The 22,198-nt window shown below is 61.3% G+C and carries 18 protein-coding genes and 1 pseudogene; 18 read left to right on the top strand and 1 reads right to left on the bottom strand.

Annotation, left to right across the window (positions count from 1 at the left end; all coding sequences use genetic code 11):
• Positions 1-18: 18 nt before the first annotated feature.
• The 17 genes and pseudogenes from DT603_RS07725 (at position 19) to DT603_RS07650 (ending at position 19,432) form a co-directional block, all read left to right on the top strand.
• On the top strand, positions 19-1,380 hold the full coding sequence (locus DT603_RS07725) for a nucleotide sugar dehydrogenase (protein WP_162349291.1): 1,362 nt from the start codon (positions 19-21) through the stop codon (positions 1,378-1,380).
• A 127-nt stretch (positions 1,381-1,507) separates the two neighbouring features.
• Positions 1,508-3,505, top strand: coding sequence for an acyltransferase family protein (locus tag DT603_RS07720; protein WP_162349290.1), 1,998 nt, complete (start codon positions 1,508-1,510; stop codon positions 3,503-3,505).
• Complete coding sequence (locus DT603_RS07715; protein WP_162349289.1) at positions 3,502-4,509, top strand: NAD-dependent epimerase; 1,008 nt, start codon at positions 3,502-3,504, stop codon at positions 4,507-4,509. Before DT603_RS07720 ends, DT603_RS07715 begins: the two co-directional genes overlap by 4 nt.
• Positions 4,510-4,559: 50 nt before the next feature.
• Complete coding sequence (locus DT603_RS07710; RefSeq protein ID WP_162349288.1) at positions 4,560-5,852, top strand: oligosaccharide flippase family protein; 1,293 nt, start codon at positions 4,560-4,562, stop codon at positions 5,850-5,852.
• A 200-nt stretch (positions 5,853-6,052) separates the two neighbouring features.
• A pseudogene (locus tag DT603_RS16300) lies at positions 6,053-6,580 on the top strand (glycosyltransferase); the annotation flags it as partial.
• Positions 6,581-6,640: 60 nt separating this feature from the next.
• Positions 6,641-7,192 (top strand): glycosyltransferase, encoded by a 552-nt coding sequence (locus DT603_RS16060; protein ID WP_246191668.1) that lies wholly within the window; start codon positions 6,641-6,643, stop codon positions 7,190-7,192.
• On the top strand, positions 7,189-8,376 hold the full coding sequence (locus DT603_RS07700; protein ID WP_162349286.1) for a glycosyltransferase: 1,188 nt from the start codon (positions 7,189-7,191) through the stop codon (positions 8,374-8,376). Before DT603_RS16060 ends, DT603_RS07700 begins: the two co-directional genes overlap by 4 nt.
• A 2-nt stretch (positions 8,377-8,378) precedes the next feature.
• Complete coding sequence (locus DT603_RS07695; RefSeq protein WP_162349285.1) at positions 8,379-9,461, top strand: glycosyltransferase family 4 protein; 1,083 nt, start codon at positions 8,379-8,381, stop codon at positions 9,459-9,461.
• Positions 9,458-10,498, top strand: a complete 1,041-nt coding sequence (locus tag DT603_RS07690) for an EpsG family protein (protein WP_162349284.1) — start codon at positions 9,458-9,460, stop codon at positions 10,496-10,498. The genes DT603_RS07695 and DT603_RS07690 overlap by 4 nt, the downstream gene beginning before the upstream one ends.
• A complete protein-coding gene (locus DT603_RS07685) occupies positions 10,495-11,658 on the top strand; it encodes a glycosyltransferase family 4 protein (RefSeq protein WP_162349283.1) in 1,164 nt (387 codons plus the stop codon). The genes DT603_RS07690 and DT603_RS07685 overlap by 4 nt, the downstream gene beginning before the upstream one ends.
• A gap of 25 nt (positions 11,659-11,683) precedes the next feature.
• Positions 11,684-12,109, top strand: coding sequence for a VanZ family protein (locus DT603_RS07680; RefSeq protein WP_162349282.1), 426 nt, complete (start codon positions 11,684-11,686; stop codon positions 12,107-12,109).
• A 271-nt stretch (positions 12,110-12,380) separates the two neighbouring features.
• A complete protein-coding gene (locus tag DT603_RS07675) occupies positions 12,381-13,541 on the top strand; it encodes an MraY family glycosyltransferase (protein ID WP_162349281.1) in 1,161 nt (386 codons plus the stop codon).
• A gap of 397 nt (positions 13,542-13,938) precedes the next feature.
• The gene (locus DT603_RS07670; RefSeq protein ID WP_162349280.1) at positions 13,939-14,427 is read left to right on the top strand and encodes a hypothetical protein; all 489 of its coding nucleotides are present in this window, start codon (positions 13,939-13,941) and stop codon (positions 14,425-14,427) included.
• Positions 14,428-15,196: 769 nt separating this feature from the next.
• Positions 15,197-16,252, top strand: a complete 1,056-nt coding sequence (gene rfbB, locus DT603_RS07665) for a dTDP-glucose 4,6-dehydratase (RefSeq protein ID WP_162349279.1) — start codon at positions 15,197-15,199, stop codon at positions 16,250-16,252.
• The gene (gene rfbA, locus DT603_RS07660; protein ID WP_162349278.1) at positions 16,249-17,145 is read left to right on the top strand and encodes a glucose-1-phosphate thymidylyltransferase RfbA; all 897 of its coding nucleotides are present in this window, start codon (positions 16,249-16,251) and stop codon (positions 17,143-17,145) included. The genes rfbB and rfbA overlap by 4 nt, the downstream gene beginning before the upstream one ends.
• Complete coding sequence (rfbC, locus tag DT603_RS07655; RefSeq protein ID WP_162349277.1) at positions 17,142-17,696, top strand: dTDP-4-dehydrorhamnose 3,5-epimerase; 555 nt, start codon at positions 17,142-17,144, stop codon at positions 17,694-17,696. The genes rfbA and rfbC overlap by 4 nt, the downstream gene beginning before the upstream one ends.
• Before the next feature lie 380 nt (positions 17,697-18,076).
• A complete protein-coding gene (locus DT603_RS07650) occupies positions 18,077-19,432 on the top strand; it encodes a phosphohexomutase domain-containing protein (RefSeq protein ID WP_162349276.1) in 1,356 nt (451 codons plus the stop codon).
• A 105-nt stretch (positions 19,433-19,537) separates the two neighbouring features.
• On the opposite strand, the gene DT603_RS07645 is transcribed toward DT603_RS07650, so the two are convergent.
• Entirely contained in the window at positions 19,538-21,130 is a 1,593-nt protein-coding gene (locus DT603_RS07645) for a histidine kinase (protein ID WP_162349275.1), read from the bottom strand.
• Here DT603_RS07645 and DT603_RS07640 point away from each other — a divergent pair.
• Positions 21,129-21,764 carry a response regulator transcription factor gene (locus tag DT603_RS07640; protein ID WP_162349274.1) on the top strand — a complete coding sequence of 212 codons (636 nt, stop codon included), beginning with the start codon at positions 21,129-21,131 and terminating at the stop codon, positions 21,762-21,764. The genes DT603_RS07645 and DT603_RS07640 overlap by 2 nt on opposite strands.
• The last annotated feature ends 434 nt before the right edge of the window (positions 21,765-22,198 follow it).

The following is a 22,198-nucleotide window of genomic DNA, read 5'->3' as shown; positions in this document are numbered from 1 at the left end:
AAAGTCGGATAATTTTTTGTGAATGTAACTATTTTTGGAACCGGCTACGTCGGTTTGGTGACCGGAACCTGCTTGGCCGAAGTGGGCCACAACGTGACCTGCGTCGACATCGATACGGCAAAAGTGGAAGGACTCAATCAGGGCATCATTCCGATCTATGAGCCTGGCCTGGAGCCGATGGTCAAGGCCAACCATGCGGCCGGACGTCTGCACTTCACTACCGATGCCGCCTGCGCGGTCCGCCGCGCGGAGATCATCTTCATCGCGGTCGGTACCCCGCCGGACGAGGACGGCAGCGCGGACCTGCAGTATGTGCTTGCTGTGGCCAGGACGATTGGAGAAACAATCTCGAACCCTGCCGTTGTGGTGGACAAATCCACGGTTCCTGTCGGTACCGCCGACAAGGTTCGTGAGGCGATCTCGGCAGCATTGGGTTCGCGAGGCGAAGCAGTCGCATTCGACGTGGTGTCCAATCCAGAGTTCCTGAAGGAAGGGGCGGCGGTCGAGGATTGCATGCGTCCGGATCGAATCGTCATTGGCGCAGACAATTCTGCTGCTGTAGAAAAGCTCAAGCGCCTGTACGCGCCGTTCAACCGCAATCACGAGCGCATCGTGGTGATGGACGTGCGCTCGGCCGAGCTGACCAAGTACGCTGCCAATGCCATGCTGGCTACCAAGATCAGCTTCATGAACGAGATGGCCAATATTGCCGAGCGTGTGGGGGCCGACATCGAGCACGTGCGCCACGGCATCGGCTCGGATCCGCGCATCGGCTGGCAATTCATTTACCCTGGCGCAGGCTACGGCGGTTCATGTTTCCCCAAGGACGTGCAGGCGCTGGTCCACACCGCCCAGCAACATGGCTACGATGCACGCCTGCTCAGCGCCGTCGAGGATGTGAACGAAACCCAGAAGGGCCATTTGTTCGCGCTGATCCAGCGCCACTACGGTGGCGGCATCGCCGGCAAGACCTTCGCGGTGTGGGGGCTGGCGTTCAAGCCGAACACCGATGACATGCGCGCCGCGTCCAGCCGGGTCCTGCTGGAGCAGTTGTGGGGCGCGGGTGCCAAGGTTCGTGCGTTTGATCCCGAGGCCCACCATGAGGCCAAACGGATCTTCGGTGAACGCGATGATTTGCTGCTGTGCGAATCGGCGGCCTCTGCGTTGCAGGGTGCCGATGCGCTGGTTGTCATCACCGAATGGAAGCAGTTCCGTAGCCCGGATTTCGCGCTACTGAAGTCCGAGTTGGGCGACGGGATCGTGTTTGATGGGCGTAATCTCTACGACCCGATAGAAATTGAGTCGGCCGGCCTCGCGTACTTCGGGATTGGGCGCGGACGTTCACTGTCCACTGCCGTCACTTTTGTCTCAAGCAAATGACAGTATTGATTATTAACGCGGACGAATTCGTGCGCTCCGATATTCGTTCTAGTTGCCTTAGCGAAGCGCAGCCGACGCCCATTCTCCGACGGCCTGCGCGATGGTTTAACGTGGTGGATAGGCTTCGATGACTGAAACGTCAATGAAATATAGGCGCGATATCGATGGCTTGCGGGCGGTCGCCGTGCTGGCGGTGGTTCTGCATCATCTCTCGTCGAGTTCTGTTCCGGGCGGATATGTCGGCGTCGATGTGTTCTTTGTGATATCTGGTTACCTCATCACCAAGATCATTCACCGCGAAATGGCCAGTGGCACCTTCACGTTCACGCGGTTCTACGAGCGTCGAGTTAGACGGATATTCCCCGCACTATTCGCCGTGCTTGCCGCTGTATTGATTGCGGGTTATTTCCTGCTGTTGCCAACCGATTACTTAGCCACGCTTCGCGGTGCATTGGGTACGGTACTGTTCTCCGCAAACATCGTGTTCTGGCGCGATTTGCTGGAGGGATATTTCGCCGCCGATGCCAAGCTGAATCCGCTGTTGCATATGTGGTCATTGGGCGTGGAGGAACAGTTTTATCTGATGTTCCCCTTGCTTCTGTTGTTGATCGCCAAAGTTGCCAAAGAAAGGCTGTTTCCGGTCCTTGCAGTTGTTGCGGGGGTTTCGTTGCTCGCCGCTGCGGTCTTGCTGCCCTCGCGCAGCGTCGCCGTATTTTTCCTGCTGCCGTTCCGCGCATGGGAGCTGCTGATAGGCTCGATGCTGGCGGTTGCTGTTGTGCCGCAGCTGCGTGGCCACTGGTTGCGGGAAGGCGTTGCGGTCTTGGGCCTACTTGCCATTGTGGTGCCAATTTTTGCTTACGACACCGGTACAGCATTTCCGGGAATTGCGGCGGTGCCCGTGGTGCTGGGTACGGCGCTGCTGATTCATGTGGGTGGTGGTTCAACCACACTGGTTGGTAAGTTGCTGCAGTGGCGACCCGTGGTCTACTTGGGTCTGATTTCCTATTCTTTGTATTTGTGGCATTGGCCGCTGATCGTATTTACGAGGTTCTGGACCGGCCTCGAGCCATTGCGGCCTTGGATCCCCGCCCTGTTCGTTGCCTCCATTCTCGTTGCAAGCGCCTCCTATCATTTCATTGAGCAGCCCTTTCGAAGTCTTGGCAAGGAATACGGTCATCGGGTCCCGTTGCAATTGGGCGCTGCCCTCGCAATTGCATTGACTGCAATTTGCTTCTTTGGCATACAGTCTCGGGGTATTGAATCCCGCTTTGAGCCGGGTGTGGTTGCGTTTGATCAGGTGCGCATAGAGCGTTCCATTTACAAAAATTGCGAAGCCAAAATTATGGGTGAGGGCGAGCATCTCTGCGTAATCGGCGCGCCTGGAGTGAAGCCCGACGTGCTGCTGTGGGGGGACAGCCACATGTTGGCGTGGGCCCCAGCTATGGAAGCCGCGCTACGGAAAACTGGAAGGTCCGCATTTCTTGCCCCCAACTCCGCCTGTCCACCCCTCCTAAATCTCGAAAACCTCAGCGATCCCGCTTGCCGTGACCAGAACCTCGCGGTGTTCGCGGCTCTGGAAGCTAAGCCCAACATCAGAACCGTTGTTATTGCGGGGTTCTGGGCCAAGTACTTCTCGGACAGTAATATCGCCCTCGCGAAGGAAGACGGCATCACAACCGGGAACGTGCAATTGTCTCCCCCGGCTTTGCGGCGGACGGTAGCATCGCTAGTTGCCTCGGGTCGGAGCGTGATAGTGCTTGGTCCCGTGCCAACCTATCCAACGGATGTTGCACTTGCCTTGGCACAGCAAGGCATAAATGGGCGGGATTTATCCAAAGCGCTCACGTTGGACGATGTTCACCGAAGTAACGCCAGCTTCTACAAAACCGTCGGCACAGGCCTGCCAGCAAGTGCGTTGTTGGTAGATGTGGCTGCATGGCTATGTTCGCCGGACTGCGCGATAAGCCGGGATGGAGTCGCGATTTATCGCGACTCAAACCACTTGAGCCAAAGAGGGGCGATCCTTTTGGTTCCGCACATCGTGCAGATGCTTGAGTCCCAAGAGCCGCTGGATAAGTCTGCGGTCGACGAGAGTCCCGCACGTTCACTAAGGGCGTCACAATGAAAATTCTTGTTACAGGCACTGCTGGCTTTATCGGCTCCCATGTCGCAATCAAGTTGCTTGAGCGGGGCGACCAGGTCGTCGGCTTAGACAACCTCAGTGACTACTACGACGTCAATCTGAAGAAGGCGCGCTTGTCGCGCTTCATGGATCATCCGAATTACACGCATATCCATGCTGATCTGGCAGATCGTCCAGCAGTGGACTCCGCATTCTCCACGCACGCGCCCCAGAGAGTGATCAACCTCGCCGCGCAGGCCGGCGTCAGGTATGCGGCTGAAAACCCTCATGTGTACGTAAGCAGTAACGTGACCGGCTTCTTGCACATCTTGGAAGGCTGCCGACACCATGGTGTTGAGCATCTGGTATTCGCATCGACCAGCTCGGTTTATGGTGCCAATACGAAGATGCCGTTTTCGGAGCATCAGTCCACCGAGCATCCGTTGACGCTGTACGCGGCGACCAAGAAAGCGAACGAGCAGATGGCGCACAGTTACGCGCACCTGTACGGCATTCCCAGCACTGGCCTGCGCTTTTTCACGGTGTATGGGCCGTGGGGCAGGCCGGACATGGCGTTGTTCCTGTTCACCAAGGCGATACTCGCCGGCGAGCCGATCAAGGTGTTCAACCACGGTCATCACAAGCGCAGCTTCACATATGTCGATGACATCGTAGAGGGCGTGATCCGGACCCTGGATCAAGTGCCGACAGCAAACCCTGAATGGAATGGCAATGCGCCCGATCCGGCGAGCAGCAACATTCCCTACCGCATCTTCAATATAGGCAACGAGCAGCCGGTGCAGCTGTTGCGCTACATCGAGGTGCTGGAGCAGTGCTTGGGCCGCAAGGCACGGATGGAGATGCTTCCGCTGCAGGCGGGAGATGTGCCGGATACGGAGGCGGACGTTTCTGAGTTGGTCGTCCGCGTAGGCTATCGGCCAAAGGTATCAGTGGAAGAAGGCGTGGCCAATTTCGTGCGTTGGTATCTGGATTACTACGCCACGTGATATCGCGATTTCGTACCTACCTGTCTGGCCCAGGGCTAGGACCTGTGCTGGTGAAAGCGGTCTTAGGAAGCGCCGGACTGCGTATCGCTGGCATGGGATTCGGTTTCTTGGTGGGCATGCAACTGGCACGCGGCCTTGGGGCTGATGGATATGGTGTGTATGGATTAGCCATGTCGATTATTGCATTGCTGACGGTGCCAACCGAATTCGGACTTCCTCAGTTGCTAACTCGGGAAGTGGCGGCAGCCCAAGTCGCGGGTGATATGGGAAGGCTGCGGGGCGTATTGCATTGGGCTGCTCGCTCCTCATTCCTCATATCGCTGGCTGTAGCGGCCGTCGTATTGGCATGGCTGCTATTGTCAGGTCGCGGAGTTTCTTCACCGATTGGGAAAACCCTATTATTGGGATTGCTCATGGTTCCTATTGTGGCTCAGGGAAACCTCAGGGCTGCCGCGTTACGTGGGCTCCAACACATCGTCAAGGGGCAGCTGCCTGACGCTTTAGTTCGGCCGGCCTTATTTTCGCTGCTGCTGTTCGTGGTGCCGCTCGTGTTCATTCCGCTACAGCCCGCGTTGGCCATGGGCTTGGGGGCAGTATCGGCTGCTTTGTCATTGTTTTTTGCGGCATGGATGCTGCGAAGAGAAATGCCAAATATCAACTCCATCGAAGTCAGTAAAGTTGTCAGTTCGCGAACTTGGTGGTCTAGTGCCCTGCCAATGGCGTTAACAGAGGGGATGCGTGTGTTGCAGGCGCATCTTGTGATCTTGGTGCTGGGGCTCATGTCGACGGTGGCAATGGTAGGTGTATATCGGGTGGCTAGTTCGGTTGCGCTATTGATGGCGCTGCCCGTCACACTATTCAATATAGTAAGCGCGCCAATTATTTCTCGCCTGTATGCGGAAAAGGATCGTTCCCGCTTGCAGCCACTGCTTGCATGGGTTGCTATTGCGATGACTGTAAGCGTCCTTATTTTGGCTGCTCCATTTCTCTTCTCGGGCAATTTTCTGCTCGAAAAAGTCTTCGGTCCTGAATTCGCCGAGGGCAGCACAGCCCTTTCAATTCTCAGCCTTGGAGTGGTCGCAAACGGGTCGTTTGGGGCGAACGCAGCATTGCTTAATATGACAGGTCATCAAAACCGTGTAACCCGAGCCTCTGGAATTTCGCTAGCCTTACTTGTCATCATTTTGCCCGTACTTATAAAGGTCGCCGGAATGTCGGGGGCGGCGTTTGGCACTTCTCTGGTTCTAACAGTCTGGAATTTCCTGATGTGGCGTGATGCGTTGCGCCTGCTCTCGCTGGACACGAGTATCGGTGCCTTTCTTCGGTTTAGGAAGGTCGGATGATGGCCGCACACCTATTGAAATCCTTACAAACGAGGGATCCATCGTCGGTCTGTCCGCACGCCCTTGCCAGCCTGCCTGAATTACGGTCAGTGGGGAGAGCGAGGGACCCTACTTTGGCAGATGTATGGAAGCATTTGGCTGGATCAGCTCGGGCTCTCGGTGATGGACCGCAATAATGGCTCGCGGGCAAGTAGTGAATAATGACTGACAAAGCTGATATCACAGCACCACTTCGGATAGCGGTGCTCCTTCCAGATCTGCGCCCGGGTGGGGCAGAAAGGATGCGCGTTAACATGGCGCGTGAATGGATTTCGCGAGGGTACCAAGTGGATTTCGTATTGCTACGCCAGGAGGGCGAGCTTCTTTCTTCATTGCCGGAGGGAGTACGTACAGTCAATCTTGGGGCGGCTCACTATCGAGCTGCCATAGGACCGCTTCGCGCGTACTTGAAGTTGGAAAAACCTGCAGTACTCTTGGCCGCAATGTGGCCTTTGACTGTAGTGTCGGTAGTCTCGGCACGGCTGGCCCGGAACAATATGCGGATTGTGATAAGCGACCATTCGATCTTGTCCGAATCATATAAAGGCTGGGGTCTGCTTCATCGAATGGTGCTCCGAGCCAGCATGGCCGCGACATACCGATTTGCGAATGTACGCATAGCAGTTTCGAAAGGTGTGGCAGCAGACCTCTCCTCCTTGTCCGGTATCCCTCGCGACATGTTTCGAGTGATATACAACCCAGCCGCGACTGTAACGTCCGGCTCGCGGAGTGTTGTGCCCCCTCCCGAGTTGGAAGAAATCACGGGCCCGGTGATTCTTACAGTCGGGACGTTGAAAGCGGTCAAGAATCACGCATTTTTGATCGAGGCCTTCTCGCGACTGCCTACCAAATTGAATGCTACTTTGTGCATCCTGGGCGAGGGACAGCTTCGAAGTGAAATTGAGAAAATTGTCGAGTCCAAGGGCTTGATCGGACGCGTTCTGCTCCCCGGGTTTCGCACGGATACGACACCTTGGTATCGCCGCGCCGACATCTTTGTACTATCGTCGCGACATGAGGGTTTCGGTAACGTGATCGTCGAGGCGTTGGCGCAAGGTATTCCCGTTGTGAGCACTGACTGTCCCTCTGGGCCTCGCGAGATATTGTGTGATGGAAAGTATGGTCGATTGGTCCCGGTCGGTGATGTCGATGCTTTTGCTTCCGCCATGCTGGCTGGGTTGAAAGAAGTGTCAGGCAGCGAAATATTGAAGGAAAGGGCACGCGACTTTTCGGTTGGCAAGATTGCTGACGAGTATCTGGATGCGATGTTTCCGCATTGCCGGGCAAGGGATTCTGCATGAGCGGCGGTGTTCTCTATGTCTCCTACAGCGGCATGCTTGAGCCCTTAGGGCAGTCGCAGGTGCTGGCCTACCAGGAGAATCTCGCGGCTGACCACCCCGTGCACTTAGTCAGCTTTGAACGGCCCGAGGATTGGGCACGTATAAACGAGCGCGAAGTGGTTGCGCAGCGCATGAGAACAGCAGGGATTCATTGGCATCCACTGCGCTATCACAAGCGGTTTTCCTTTCTGGCAACGGCCTGGGACATCCTTTGTGGGTCTGTGAAAGGGTTGTGTATTGTCCGCAAACACCGATTGACGATTGTGCATGCCCGCAGCTACGTCTCGTCGGTAATGGCGTTGATGATCAAGCGGGCAACTGGTGCGAAGTATGTCTTCGACATGCGCGGTTTCTGGGCCGATGAGCGTGTCGATGGCGGTCTTTGGTCACCAAGTGGCCGAATGTATCGGGTAGCCAAGTGGTTTGAGCGCCGCTTCCTGCTGAGCGCTGACCATGTGATCTCGCTGACGCAGGCAGGTGTTGATGAAATGAGAAAATTCCCTTATCTAAGGGAAGGGATGCCGCCCGTTACTGTCATACCCACCTGTGCCGATTTGGCGCGATTCAAACCTCTTGCATTGGACAAAGGCACCCAGTTTGTACTTGGCTATGTAGGATCAGCGGGTACTTGGTACCTGTTCGATGTAGTCGCCGCCTGCTTTCAGCAGCTGCTGACTATTCGGCCTGACGCGACGCTCCTTATTATCAATCGTGAGGAACATGGGTACATAGTCGCGAGACTTGCGGCAGCGGGCGTACCGGAAGCTGCATTTGAAATCAGGTCGGTCGATCATGCGGACGTGCCACGGGAGATGGCCCGCATGCATGCGGGTGTTTTTTTTATCAAGCCTGTGTTCTCCAAGCAGGCTTCTGCTCCGACCAAACTGGGTGAGTTTCTTGGGTGCGGCATTCCCTGTTTGTCCAACCGCGGTGTTGGCGATATGGCTTCTTTATTGGAGGGGGAACAAGTAGGTGTGGCCTTGGCGGAATTTGACACTGCATCACTGTTGGTGGGGGTGGAGAGCCTGCTTAAGTTGGTGGCATTGCCAGAAATCTCCGCGCGTTGTGTCCAATCCGCCCACCGGCATTTTTCACTGGATGAAGGAGTAGCCCGCTACCAAGCAGTCTACGAGAGCTTGGAATAGGCATGACTTTTCGGGTTCTGGCGTTGCCACGATATGAGCAGCTGGGCGCCAGTAGCCGCCTGCGCACTCTGCAATATCTGCCGGCGCTACGCGCGGCGGGCATCGATCTGGAGGTTCACTCGCTACTGGATGATCGTTATGTTTCCGGCTTGTACAACGGTGGCATATCGAAACCCCTAGTACTTAAGGCCTACGGGTCACGTGTGAAAGATCTGCTCTATTCGCGGCGATACGACGTGGTATGGACTGAAAAGGAATTGCTCCCGTGGGTGCCCAGCTCGTTTGAGCTCGCGCTACTCCCAGCAGCTACCCGGTTACTTGTCGATTATGATGACGCGGTATTCCATCGTTATGACGAACACCGCTCTTCGTTGGTTCGCGGCATCTTGGGACATAAGGTGGACGCCATCATGAGACGCGCCGATCTGGTGACTGTGGGGAATAGCTATCTTGGCGCCCGGGCACGATCTGCGGGCGCCCGCGCAATCGAATGGCTTCCTACCGTTGTCGACTTGGGCCGGTACCCCGAACCTAGGGTACGCCCACCCAGGGAACAGCTTGTAGTCGGGTGGATTGGCTCGCCCTCCACGGCCAGTTATCTCGGATTACTTACGCCAGCATTGGCCGGCTTGGCCGCGCGACACCCAGTTCGCTGTGTTGCCATTGGTGCCCGGCCCGATCAGGTATTAGGCACTCCCTTCGAAGCGATACCATGGAGCGAAGAGTCTGAGGTTCAACTCCTCAGTGACCTTGATATCGGTGTGATGCCGCTACCGGACGCGCCGTGGGAGCGCGGCAAGTGCGGTTACAAGTTGATCCAGTACATGGCCTGTGGGCTGCCAGTCGTGGCATCTCCAGTCGGCGTAAACAGCGAGATGGTGGTGCCGGGAGTGAATGGATATTTGGCATCCAACACCGCGGAATGGGCAAACTCGATTGAGCTGTTGTTGGAGGATCCGATAATGCGACAGCGCATGGGACATGCGGGAAGAGACAAGGTGGAGCAGAGCTACTCTTTGCAGGTACAGGCACCAAGGCTTGCCCAGATGCTGCAGAACCTCGGCCGGCGCGCGGCGCAAGCGTGATTACCTATTGGATCATGTTTCTGGTTGCGGCCTGTGGCGTACTGGTGCCACGCCATCTTCCCGCACCCCAGGCCCGTGTCGTTTGGTGGACCGTGGGCCTGATATTCGCGCTCTTGATCGGCCTGCGTCATGAGGTGGGCGCTGATTGGTTCAACTACCTTGGTCATTTCAACCGCGCATCGCAGATGTCTTTCGCGGAAGCTGCGAGCATGGTCGATCCAGGGCACTACGTCCTCAATATGTGGGTGGCGCGGCTGGGTGGCGAAGTGCACGGCGTGAATCTCATCTACGCGCTCGTGCTTATGTGGGGCGCTATCGTTTTCTGTCGCAGCCAACCGAACCCTTGGCTGGCATTGCTGGCGGCGGTGCCGTACATGCTGATCGTGGTCGGCATGGGCTACACAAGGCAGTCGGTGGCGCTGGGTCTGGCGCTCCTGGGGTTGGTCGCGCTGGGTGAGCAGCGCATCCGAACTTTCGTTATCTGCGTAGCAGTAGGCGCCCTTTTTCACAAGTCGGCAGTCTTGTTGCTCCCTATCGCCGCACTTGCGTCGAGTCGCAACCGCTTTTTCACCGGCGCGATGGTGCTGCTTGCCACTGGACTTATGTACTACCTGGTATTGGCCGACAGCGCCGACACTCTATGGACCAACTATGTAGAGGCCGAAAGGCAGTCGCAGGGCGGGGCCATCCGTGTAGCCATGAACGCCGTGCCTGCACTGCTGATGTTGCTATTCGGGCGGCGACTGGTGCCGGATCCAGAAGAGCGAAAGTTGTGGCTCTGGCTCGCAGTCTTCGCGCTGGCTTGCATTCCCTTTTTACCACTGTCTTCGACGGCCGTAGACCGCGTGGCTCTGTATCTGATTCCCTTGCAGTTGTTCGTGTTTGCACGCTTGCCGCGTTTGGCTGCCACGACAAAGACCCGCACACCCCTGGTACTTGGGGTAGTGGCCTATTACGCGACCGTGCAATACGTCTGGCTCAACCTGTCGAGTCACTCGGAACACTGGCTGCCCTACCAATTCATTCCTCTGACATGAACAATCCCGTGGCACACAAGGGAAAGGTTGTGTTGTTCGCCAACACCGACTGGTATCTCTACAATTTCCGCCGCTCGCTGGCGCTGGCATTGAAGGAGCAGGGCTACGAGCTGCTTCTGATTTCACCGCCTGGCCCGTATGGCGAAAAATTGCGCGCGCTTGGCTTGCGTTGGGAGCCGGTGCCCATGGACAGGCGCAGCCTCAACCCGCTGCGCGAAGCCCGTCTATTGTGGTGGCTGATAGCGTTGTTTCGCAAAGAACGCCCCGTACTGATCCACAACTTCACTATCAAATGCGCGATTTATGGGTCGCTTGCCGCAGTTGCCAGTGGAGTGCGCGCGCGCGTCAATGCGGTCGCGGGCATGGGTTACGTATTCACCAGCAAGGATGCCAAGGCGCGTGTGTTGCGGCCCGTGGTACGCCTTTTGATGCGGGCAGCGCTGAATGGCCGGCGTGCCCGCCTGATCCTGCAAAACCCTGACGATGTAGCCCAATTCCGCGACGCAAGACTGGTCGACTCGTCGGCCATCCGTCTCATCCCCAGTTCCGGCGTCGACTGCACGCGTTTCAATGGTGACAGCTCGAAGCGTCCTGGCAGTAATGAGCGATTGCGGGTCGTGCTCGCGGCGCGCCTGTTGCGTCATAAAGGCCTGTTCGAGTTCGTGGAGGCCTCGAGATTGCTGAAGCGGCGGGGCAGGGATATCGAGTTCCTGCTGGCCGGCACACCCGACCACGGCAATCCGGATTCCGTCACCGAGGAAACGGTCTCCAGCTGGGTGCAGGCAGGATTGGTGGACTGGCTGGGCCACGTTGATGACATGGCGCCGCTGCTGCAGCGCTGCAATGTCATGGCTTTGCCCAGTTACTACGGCGAAGGCCTGCCGCGATCGTTGATTGAGGCCAGCGCCAGCGGTCTCGCACTCATAACGACTGACATGCCTGGATGCCGCCAGGCCATCGATCACGGAATAACAGGATTGATGATCCCGCCGCGCGACGCCAATGCGCTGGCGGACACCATTGAGCGCCTGGACACGGAACGGGATCTTACGAACGGTCTGGGCATTGCGGCACGCGCCAAGGCGTTGGCGGAATTCGATGAGCGAATCGTTATCCGGGACACTGTCGCGGTTTACCGCGAGTTGCTGGCGGATGGCTAATCAGCCATCCGCTGCACCGCCCCGGTTGGCGCGGCCATTAAACGTATTGCGCTGGGTGCTGTGCGACCTGTGCGTGCTGCTGGTGGTCATTGCCGTGCTGCTGCCGTCGCGGGCCATGTCCTGGCTGCGCCGCGACTACCCGCTCATCAATTGGCCGATGAGCCGGCTGGACCATGCCTCCTCGCGCTTCGACCTGGTCCATGTTGTCCTGTTCGCGGCGGTCTCGTTCACCGTGTCGTGCCTGTGGCCGCGACTGCCCTGGTGGAAACTGGCGCTGGCCATGCTGGCGCTGGCGACAGGCTCGGAGCTGCTGCAATTCTGGGCACCGGGACGCGAGCCCCGGGTCAGCGATGCCTACGACGACCTGCTTGGTGCGGCAGTGGGCCTGACGCTCGCGTTACCGTTCCGATGGTTGCTGCGGCGTACCCAGCCGCCTGATCAATCAGAGTAATCCGGGGTCCCGGATTCGGTCCACTTGCAGACGAGGTGCGTTGGTTAACGGAGGGAACGTTCTGCCAATGGCCTGTGCCAGCGGCGCCGATTCCACGTGTGATAGGACGGAACCGGCCGTTGCGTCACCTACATATTGCGTATAGTGCCGACCAGGTCACAAATTGACACTGCCGGTCAAACCCTGTCTGGGAAATTTTCGGGTGGCTTCACCTTGCGATGCAGCATAAAATGGTGTGATTACCCAAACACTTAGGCAAGGCTTACATATCGTGGTTGATCTGGGGGGAGTAGAGAAAGGGCTGATCGCCGCCGGGCTCACCTTGTTGGTGCAGTGGTTGCTGCATCCCGTGGCCAACCGTCTGGACCTGCTGGATCACCCCAAAGGCCGCAAGGACCACGCCCATCCCACCCCCATCACCGGCGGCCTGGCCATGGCCGTGGGCATTCTGGTGACCGCGTGGTCGACTCTGGATGGCGTGGGTACCCCCCTGATCGCCTTCAGCCTGGCTTCCACCCTGCTGATCGTGGTGGGCCTGCTGGACGACAAATACGATCTGCCCTGGTGGCTGCGCATCGGTGTGCAGGTCATTGCCGCGTTGATCATGGTGCTGGTGGGCGGCGTGCAAGTTGAACAGCTGGGGCCGGTGTTCGGCCTGGGCGACAGCTCCCTGGGCATGCTTTCGATCCCGTTCACGGTATTTGCCACCGTCGGCCTGATCAACGCCATCAACATGGTGGATGGTTCCGATGGCATGGCGGGTTCACTGGTCCTGGCCGCGCTGGTCATGTTGGTCGCCGCCAGCCTCTATTCCGGCAACGGTGCCATGGCCGAGCGGGTGATGATCATGGTCGGCGCGGTGGCGGCCTTCCTGTGGTTCAACCTGCGCTTCCCGTGGCAACCCCGCGCCAGGCTGTTCATGGGCAACGCAGGCAGCGCGTTCCTTGGCTTCGTCATTGCGTGGGTGTCGTTCCGTCTGACCCAGAATCCCGGCCATCCGGTCAGCCCGATCCTGGCCCTGTGGCTGATCCCGGTGCCGGTGATGGACTGCCTGGTATTGATGGCGCGCCGCATGCGCGACCGCCAGTCACCTTTCCACGCCGACCAGAACCACATCCATCACGTGCTTCGCGGCAGCGGCTTCAGACCGATGCAGAAGGTCGCATTCCTGGTTCTGTTCAGTGGCGTCTGCGGATTGGCCTGTGGCCAGGCCCTGCGCATGGACATTCCCGAACCACTGCTGTTGGGCGCCTTCTTCGTGCTGTGCGGCGGCTGGTACTGGCTGACCTCGCGCCGCGACCGTGCGATCCGTTTCTTCTCGCGCCTGCGCAACTGGGGCCTGTTGCCGCCGATCACCCAGGCCACCCCGATCCGCGCGCCCGCCGTGGCAGAAACCGTCGCCAAAGAAACCGCGCAGGAAAAGGCCGCCTGAGGCACGCCTTAGAGCCGAGTTTGCCCGGCTGCCCTTGAGGCATTGGTGCATCTCTCCTCGTGGCGCGATCCCCGCGCCAATAGCCGCGAAGAGCAGCCGAGCAAGATCGGCTCTACAAATACTCAGTTCGGCGCGTTGGGAGGGCAGCCGAGCGCGCCTCCGGATCACTGCGCATCACCCGGGTAGGACTTTTCCTACGCATCAACGCGCCATTGCCTGACGCAAAGCCGCGGCGTTCGCCGACATACACGGGTGCCCTGCGCTGGGACACTGATCCCGCCCCGAACGACTGCCTTTGGTCACGAAAACCCGCAGACAGCGATGGGGGCATCGCCGTCCGGCCCTGGCCTTTCGCCCTGGTCCGGATACCCACATGGAACGCAAAGGAGCTATGCACGTGAACCAGAACCTCGTATCGATCGTATTCGACAGCGCCCGCCTCACCGCCATCGACGCCGCCCTCAACGCACTGGAAACCGGACTGGCCGACCTGGTCGCCCTGCCGGCCGACCAGCGCCGCGACCTGTTCAAGATGGGCGACAAATCCGAAGTCTTCTGCCGCTCCACCCTGACCGTGCTGTCCCAGAACCCCAAGATCGTCAACGAAGGCCTGGGCCTGCCCGAAGCCCTGGCCGACATGGCCGCCCTGGATGCACTGCGGCCCCGCCTGACCCGTCTGCGTCTGCTGCTGGACCGCGGCACCGACACCGAAACGGCCCTGGGCGCCGACATCTTCGCCACCGTCCTGGAGGGCTACGGCCTGCTCAAGGTCTCCGGCAAGAGCCACGGCCTGGAGCGCGAGTTCAAGGCCCTGGGCCGCAGCCGCTTCCCTTACAAGGGCGGCCGCAAGCCCGACGGCAGCGAAGGCGCCGCCAGCCAGTCCTGAGACTTCCGCACCTTGTTGCAAGCTTGGCCTGACGCTTTGGCGCCAGGCCTTTTTTTGTGCGTCGTTTAGGGGGCGGGCAGGTGTGGCAGGGTCGGTAAGGCGCATTGGCTGGCCGGTAAGCGGTTGTGGCTGGTCGGCAAGCGGGAATGGCTTATGGGATAAGCCGATCTGGCTGGCGGGCAAGCCGACCTGGTTCATGCGGTAAGCCGTTCCGGCTGGCGAGTAAACCGGAACGGCTTATGGGGTAAGCGGCTTTGGCTGGCCGGTAAGCGGAAGTGGGTCATGGTTCAGTGGTTTTGGCTGGCGGGTAAGCGGAAACGGGTAACGCGGTAACCCGTTTCGGCTGGCGGGTAAGCCGAATTGGCTGGTGGATAAGCGGAATGGGGTTATGGGTAAGCGGTTTCGGCTTGTCCCGGTTGTGGATCATGCAAGCGTGAGATGCGCGCCCCGAGATGCCACCTGCCCATCGCAAGAACCCGCCGTTTGTAGAGCCGATCTTGGTCGGCTGCTCTTTGCGGCTGTGGGTGGGTTGGCGCCCAAGGCAGCCGACCAAGATCGGCTCGACAAATCAAAAGCGCCACCGCTATCCCGTCGCGACCTAGTTCGCCTTTACAGGGCGGCGATCGCCGGAATTACCGGCGGCAGCAGGCGCCCGGGGCCGGCAGGGTGCGGACGGGGTGGCCGGGCGTGCCAAAATAGCGGCACGGCAGCCGGCAACGGAGGCATGCAACCGGCGAAAGCCATCTGAAAAATCGCAGCAGGAGTCAGAATGAAAACCTGGTTGGTCACCGGCGGCGCCGGATTCATTGGCGGCAATTTCGTGCTGGAGGCCATCGAGCAGGGAATGAGGGTGGTCAATCTTGATGCGCTGACCTATGCCGGCAACCTGGACACCCTGGCTCCGTTGGAAGGAAACCCCGACCACCTGTTCGTGCACGGCGACATCGGCGATGCCGCCCTGGTCGCCGGCCTGCTGGCCGAGCACCAGCCCAGTGCGGTGATCAATTTCGCCGCCGAGAGCCACGTCGACCGCTCCATCGACGGCCCGGCCGCGTTCGTGCAGACCAACGTGGTCGGCACCTTGAGCCTGCTGGAACAGGTGCGCGATTACTGGAAGTCGCTGGAACCCACCGCCGCCGCCGGTTTCCGTTTCCTGCACGTGTCCACCGACGAGGTCTACGGCAGCCTGGGCGAGACCGGCAAGTTCACCGAGCAGACGCCGTTCGCGCCGAACTCGCCGTACTCGGCTTCCAAGGCCGCTTCGGACCACCTGGTGCGCGCCTTCCACCACACCTACGGGCTGCCGGTGCTGACCACCAACTGTTCCAACAACTACGGCCCCTACCAGTTCCCGGAAAAACTCATTCCGCTGGTGATCGCCAAGGCCCTGGCCGGCGAACCGTTGCCGGTCTACGGCGATGGCCTGAACGTGCGCGACTGGCTGTTCGTGTCCGACCACTGCGCCGCCATCCGCCGCGTGCTGGAGGACGGCCGGGTGGGCGAGACCTACAACGTCGGCGGCGATGCCGAACGCAACAACCTGGTGGTGGTGAAGACCATCTGCGCGCTGCTGGATGCGCGTCTGCCGCTGGCCGACGGCCGCGCACGCGAATCGCTGATCACCTTCGTCAAGGATCGCCCGGGCCACGACCGCCGCTACGCCATCGACGCCTCGCGCCTGCAGGGCGAGCTGGGCTGGCAGCCCACGGTCACCTTCGAACAGGGCATGGCCCGCACCGTCGACTGGTACCTGGCCAACCAGCCGTGGGTGCGGCGCGTGCTCGACGGCAGCTACCAGATGCAGCGCATCGGCGGCGTGGCATGAGTACCGAATCGCGTTGCAAGGGCATCATCCTGGCTGGCGGCTCCGGCACGCGCCTGTATCCGATCACCCAGGCCATCAGCAAGCAGCTGCTGCCGGTGTACGACAAGCCGATGATCTATTACCCGCTTAGCGTGCTGATGCTGGCCGGCATCCGCGAGGTGCTGATCATCAACACCCCGCACGAACAGGCGCTGTTCCAGCAGTTGCTGGGCGATGGCTCGCAGTGGGGAATGAAGATCGAATACGCGGTGCAGCCGAGTCCCGATGGCCTGGCGCAGGCGCTGCTGATCGGCCGCGAATTCCTGGACGGGCAGCCCTGCTGCCTGGTGCTGGGCGACAACATCTTCCACGGCCCGGGCCTGACCGGCATGCTCAAGCGCGCCGCCGCGCGTGAGCATGGCGCCACCGTGTTCGGTTACTGGGTGCGTGACCCGGAACGCTACGGCGTGGCCGAGTTCGACGCCGAGGGCAGGGTGGTCGGGCTGGAAGAGAAACCGGCCAAACCGCGTTCCAGTTACGCGGTCACCGGCCTGTATTTCTACGACGGCCGCGCCAGCGATTTCGCTGCCAGCATCGCCCCTTCGCACCGTGGCGAGCTGGAAATCACCGACCTCAACAAGTGCTACCTGGACGAAGGCACGCTGCAGCTGGAGCGCCTGGGCCGCGGCTATGCGTGGCTGGATACCGGCACCCACCAGTCGCTGCTGGAAGCTTCCAACTACATCGAGACCATCGAGACCCGCCAGGGCCTGCGCGTGTGCTGCCCGGAGGAGATCGCCTACGGCAACGGCTGGATCGACGACGAGCGGTTGCGCGAACTGGCCAGGCCGCTGGCCAAGAATGGCTATGGCGAATACCTGCTGGGTCTGATTGGCCGCGGGGTGGTGGTTTGAAGGTGATCCCGACCGCATTGCCGGGCTGTCTGCTTATCGAGCCACAGGTATTCGGTGATGATCGGGGACTGTTCTTCGAATCCTTCAATCACGACAAGCTGGCAGCATTCGGGCTGAGCCCGCATTTCGTGCAGGGCAACGTGTCGCGTTCCAGTCGTGGCGTGCTGCGCGGCCTGCATTACCAGTGGCCAAAGCCGCAGGGGAAATTCGTTTCGGTGACCGAAGGCGAGGTGTGGGACGTGGCGGTGGATATCCGACGCGGCTCGCCCACGTTCGGGCAGTGGGAAGGCGTGGTGCTCAGCGCGGAAAACAGGCGCCATTTCTGGATCCCGGAAGGTTTTGCGCACGGATTCGTGGCGCTCAGCGAGACGGCGGTGTTTTCCTACCTGTGCACCGCCACATACAATTCCGCGGCCGACGCCAGCGTGCGCTGGGACGACCCGGCCCTGGCCATCGACTGGCCGATCACGACGCCCACGCTGTCGTCCAAGGATGCCACCGCGCCCTTGCTGGCCGATGTGCCCGAACACCGGCTGCCGCAGTACGCCTGAGGCCGTCGCAGGGACGGACCTGCAAGAGCGAAGTGGCCCCTGTAGGAGCGGCGCAAGCCGCGAAGCCAGGAACCCTGCGGCCCCTTTCGTCATCGTCGCGACTCGCTTCGCTCCTCCAAAAAGCGCATGGCTGGCGCGTCAGCTGCGAGCACCAGCCCTGCCCTTGTGGGAGCGGCTTCAGCCGCGAGGCCAGGATCCCCGGCACCCAACTTTCCCCAGCTTCGCGACTCGCGTCGCTCCTACAAAAAGCGCATCGCCGGCGCCGCCCCGTTAGAGCCGAGCTTGCTCGGCGCTAAGAGCACCATCGGGCGGCGACAGCCGTCACGGCCCCCATGCGAAAATGGCGACCGGACCATTTCGTCGCACCCCCAAGGAATCCCATGTCCTCCAAAGCATTCAAGGCCTACGACATCCGCGGGCGCGTTCCCGATGAACTCAACGAGGCCCTGGCCACGCGCATTGGCGCGTCCATGTCGGCATTGCTGGGTCCCGGCGCGGTGGTGGTGGGCCGCGACGTGCGCCTGAGCAGCCCGGCATTGCAGGCCGCGGTCAGCCTGGGTTTCCGCCAGAGCGGACGCGAGGTCATCGACATCGGCCTGTGCGGCACCGAGGAAGTCTATTTCCAGACCGATCACCTGAAGGCGGCCGGCGGCGTCATGGTCACCGCCAGCCACAACCCGATGGACTACAACGGCATGAAACTGGTGCGCGAAGGCGCGCGCCCGATCAGCGGCGACACCGGCCTGTTCACCATCCGCGACCAGGCCCTGTCCGATGCGCCGCTGGCCACCAGCGCCACGCCCGCTGGCGAAACGCAGATGCTCGATAAGACTGCCTACCTGCAGCACCTGCTCAGCTACGTGGAAGGCGTGGACCTGAAACCCCTGAAGATCGTCACCAATGCCGGCAATGGCGGCGCCGGCCTGGTCATCGACGGCCTGGCCCCGCATCTGCCGTTCGAATTCATCCGCATCCAGCACGAGCCCGATGGCGCGTTCCCGCACGGCATCCCCAACCCGCTGCTGCCCGACAGCCGCGCCGCCACCATCGACGCGGTGCGTGCCCATGGCGCCGACCTGGGCATCGCCTGGGATGGCGACTTCGACCGCTGCTTCTTCTTCGACGCTGACGGCCGTTTCATCGAGGGCTATTACCTGGTCGGCCTGCTGGCCAAGGCGCTGCTCTTGCGCCACCCCGGCGGCAAGATCATCCACGACCCGCGCCTGGTCTGGAACACGGTGGAAATGGTCGAGGACGCCGGCGGCGTTCCGATACTGTGCAAGACCGGGCATGCCTTCATCAAGGAACGCATGCGCGCCGAGGATGCGATCTACGGTGGCGAGATGAGCGCGCACCATTACTTTCGCGATTTCGCCTATTGCGATTCGGGCATGGTGCCGTGGCTTTTGATTGCGGCCCTGGTATCCAGCAGCGGCCTGCCGCTGGCCGAACTGGTGGAGGAGCGCATGCGCAAGTTCCCGTGCAGCGGCGAGATCAACTACACCGTCGCCGACGCACCTGCCGCAATCGCAGCGGTGCTGGCGCACTACGCCGATGACAGGCCGGAACTCGATTACACCGATGGCCTGTCGGCCGATTTCGGCCAGTGGCGTTTCAGCCTGCGCAGTTCCAACACCGAACCGCTGCTGCGTTTGAACGTGGAAACCCGTGGCGACCAGGCGCTCCTGGACCAGCGCGTGGAAGAGATCGGCGCGCTGCTCCAGGGCCAGGCCTGAGCCCTCCCACGGTGCATTGAAACCTCTTTGCAGAGCCGATCCCGGTCGGCTGCTCTTCGCGGCCGTTGGCGGGATCGCGCCAAGGGCAGCCGACCGGGATCGGCTCTACAAGGCAGCGGGCGGGACTTCCACCGGCATGCTCAGCCAGTGGCGCGGGCGGCCGTGCTGGGGGTCGAACTGGTACAGCGCGCCCAGCGCGTTGGCGCGGTCGCGGATGTGCTGCAGGCCCATGCCGGTTTTCTCCGGGTCCAGCTGGATCGGGCCGGCATCGTCGTGGATGCGTAGGACCAGCTGATGCCGTTGCGGTCCGGCCTCGATCGCCAGGTCGATGTGCAACAGGTTGCATTCGGGGTGGCGGGCGCAGTTGCTGGTCGCTTCCTGGCAGATACGGTACAGCGACGTCGCCGCCTCGTTCGAAAGCAGGGCCAGGTCGCCGCGCACCTCGCAGCGATAGTCCATGCCGCTGTCGCGGGCCAGTTGCGCCAGCGGTCCTTCGCCCAGCGCGCGCTGCAGGCCGAAGCGGTCCAGCACCGCCGGATACAGGTGCTCGATGATCTCGCGCAGGTGGTGGTGCGACTCGTTGACCAGTTCGCTGATCGTATCCAGCCCCGCGCGCAGCCCCTGGTCGTCGGTGCTGCGGGCGAACACGCGCAGGCGGGTGGCAATGGCGGTGATGTCCTGGCCAAGGACGTCGTGCAGTTCGCCGCCGATCCGGCGCCGCTCCTGTTCCTGCACCGACGTGACCCGGTTGGCCACGTTGCTCAGGTCGGAGCTGCGGCGCCCCAGTTGTTCCAGGCTCAGCAGCAAGGCCTTGCCCTGCGCGCGCAGGGCATCGATGGAGGCGCCCAGCAGCAGCGCGCCGATGCCGCTGGCGGCGACCAGCAACTGCAGTTGCTGCGGCCGCCACACCTGCAGCAGGCCCTCCAGCGCGTGTACCAGCGAGGCCAGCATTACCAGTGCCAGCGCCGCGGGGCGCCAGCCGAAGCGGAAGCCGACCCATGACAGCGGAAATATTCCCAGCACCAGCGCATACACCAGCGGTTGCGGGATGGGCAGTTGCGCGACCAGCAGCACCACCAGTGCCGGCAGCAGCACCAGGCCATGGGCGAACAGGTCCGGCCAGGACGGCTGGCCCCGCCGCAGCCGTTCGTACACGGCCAGCAGGGCCGGTGCCAGGATGACCACGCCGACCAGGTCGCCCATGGCGTAGGCGAACAGGGCGGCGCCCGCATGCACCCGCGGCCCCGGCTCGATCAGCTCGACCGCCGCCAGCACCGCCGCATTGGCCGTCGCCGCCAGCGCGCCGCAGGCCAGCAGGCGTGGCAGCGAGCCGCCGAGCGTGCTCACGCTGTTGCCGCGCATGCCGAACATTGCCACCGCCGCCGCATATGCCAGCCACGGCGCCAGGGTGGTGACCAGCAAGGCCAACGGCGCATCGAAGGCGCCACGCCACAGGCTCAGGGCCAGGATGGCGGCGAATTCCAGCAGCGCCATCCATTTCCATGCGATCCGCCGCATTTGCCACAGCACCGCCAGGCGCAGGCCGGCGGGCAGGAACCAGTAATCGTTGGAGAACTGGAACAGCAACAGCCAGGCCAACGGGTACAGTGCCAGCCACCAAAGCTCGGTCCCCGGGCGATGATGGCGCCTGCGAGCGGTCGGCCACTCGATCGCGGCATTTTTAAGGAACTCGTTCATGGCAGCACTCAGGATCCTGTTGGTCGACGACCACCCCATCGTCCGTTCCGGATTCCGCCAGCTGCTGGAGCAGGAGCCCGGCTGGCAGGTGGTGGCCGAAGTGGGCAGTGCCCGTGAGCTGGCCGCGACCCTGCTGGCGGTCGAATGCGACGTGCTGGTGCTGGACCTGAATCTACCAGACGGCGACGGCATGGTGATGATCCGGCAGTTGCTGGCGCAGCGCCCGCGGCTGGCGATCGTGGTGCTGACCATGCACGACGGCGCGCTGTACGTGCAGGAGGCGCTGGCGGCCGGGGCGATGGGCTATGTGAGCAAGCGCGCCGGGCCGGACGAATTGATCGATGCGATCCGCACGGTGCAGCGCGGCGAACAATACCTGGACCGCGCCCTGCGCCCGCCGCCGGCCTCCGACGCCGGCGGCCCGCAGCTGCTGCCGGAGCTGACCGATCGCGAGGCCCAGGTGTTCCTGCTGCTGGCGCGCGGGCATTCGGTGGCACGCGTGGCCACCACCATCGGCATCAACAACAAGACCGCCTACGCGCATCGCAGCAGCATCTACGCCAAGCTGAAACTGGCCTCGGACCACGAACTGCGCATGCTGGGCAAGCGCCGCGGCCTGGTGGCCGCAAGCTAGCCGGGTCCCTTTTTCGTCAGCGCTACAGGACGAATGCGCGCGTTGGCGTTTGCAGGAGCGACGCGAGTCGCGAAGCAGGCATCGCCAGATTGCAACCATGACCCGAAGCCCAGGATTTCCTGGCTTCGCGACTTGCGTCGCTCCTGCAACACCCGTGCATCGCCAACCATAGTGATCCTGGCGCAACCGACACCCAGACAGGTCGTCATCCCGGCGCAGGCCGGGACCCAACTTGAAGGGAGAAGGTGCGTGGTGCGCGAGTGTGCCCGACACGGCGGGGTGGCGGTGGGTGCGCCATAGGTGCGGGATGGGTCCCGGCGTTCGCCGGGATGACGGTAGGAATGGGGCGGGGCGATGCCTGGTCTCTACGGGACGAATGCGCGCGTTGGTGTTTGTAGGAGCGACGCGAGTCGCGAAGCACGCAGCGCCTGATT

The organism is Pseudoxanthomonas gei (assembly GCF_010119615.1).
In the GTDB taxonomy this organism is placed as follows: domain Bacteria; phylum Pseudomonadota; class Gammaproteobacteria; order Xanthomonadales; family Xanthomonadaceae; genus Pseudoxanthomonas_A; species Pseudoxanthomonas_A gei.
This window is presented reverse-complemented; position numbering and strand designations above follow the sequence as displayed.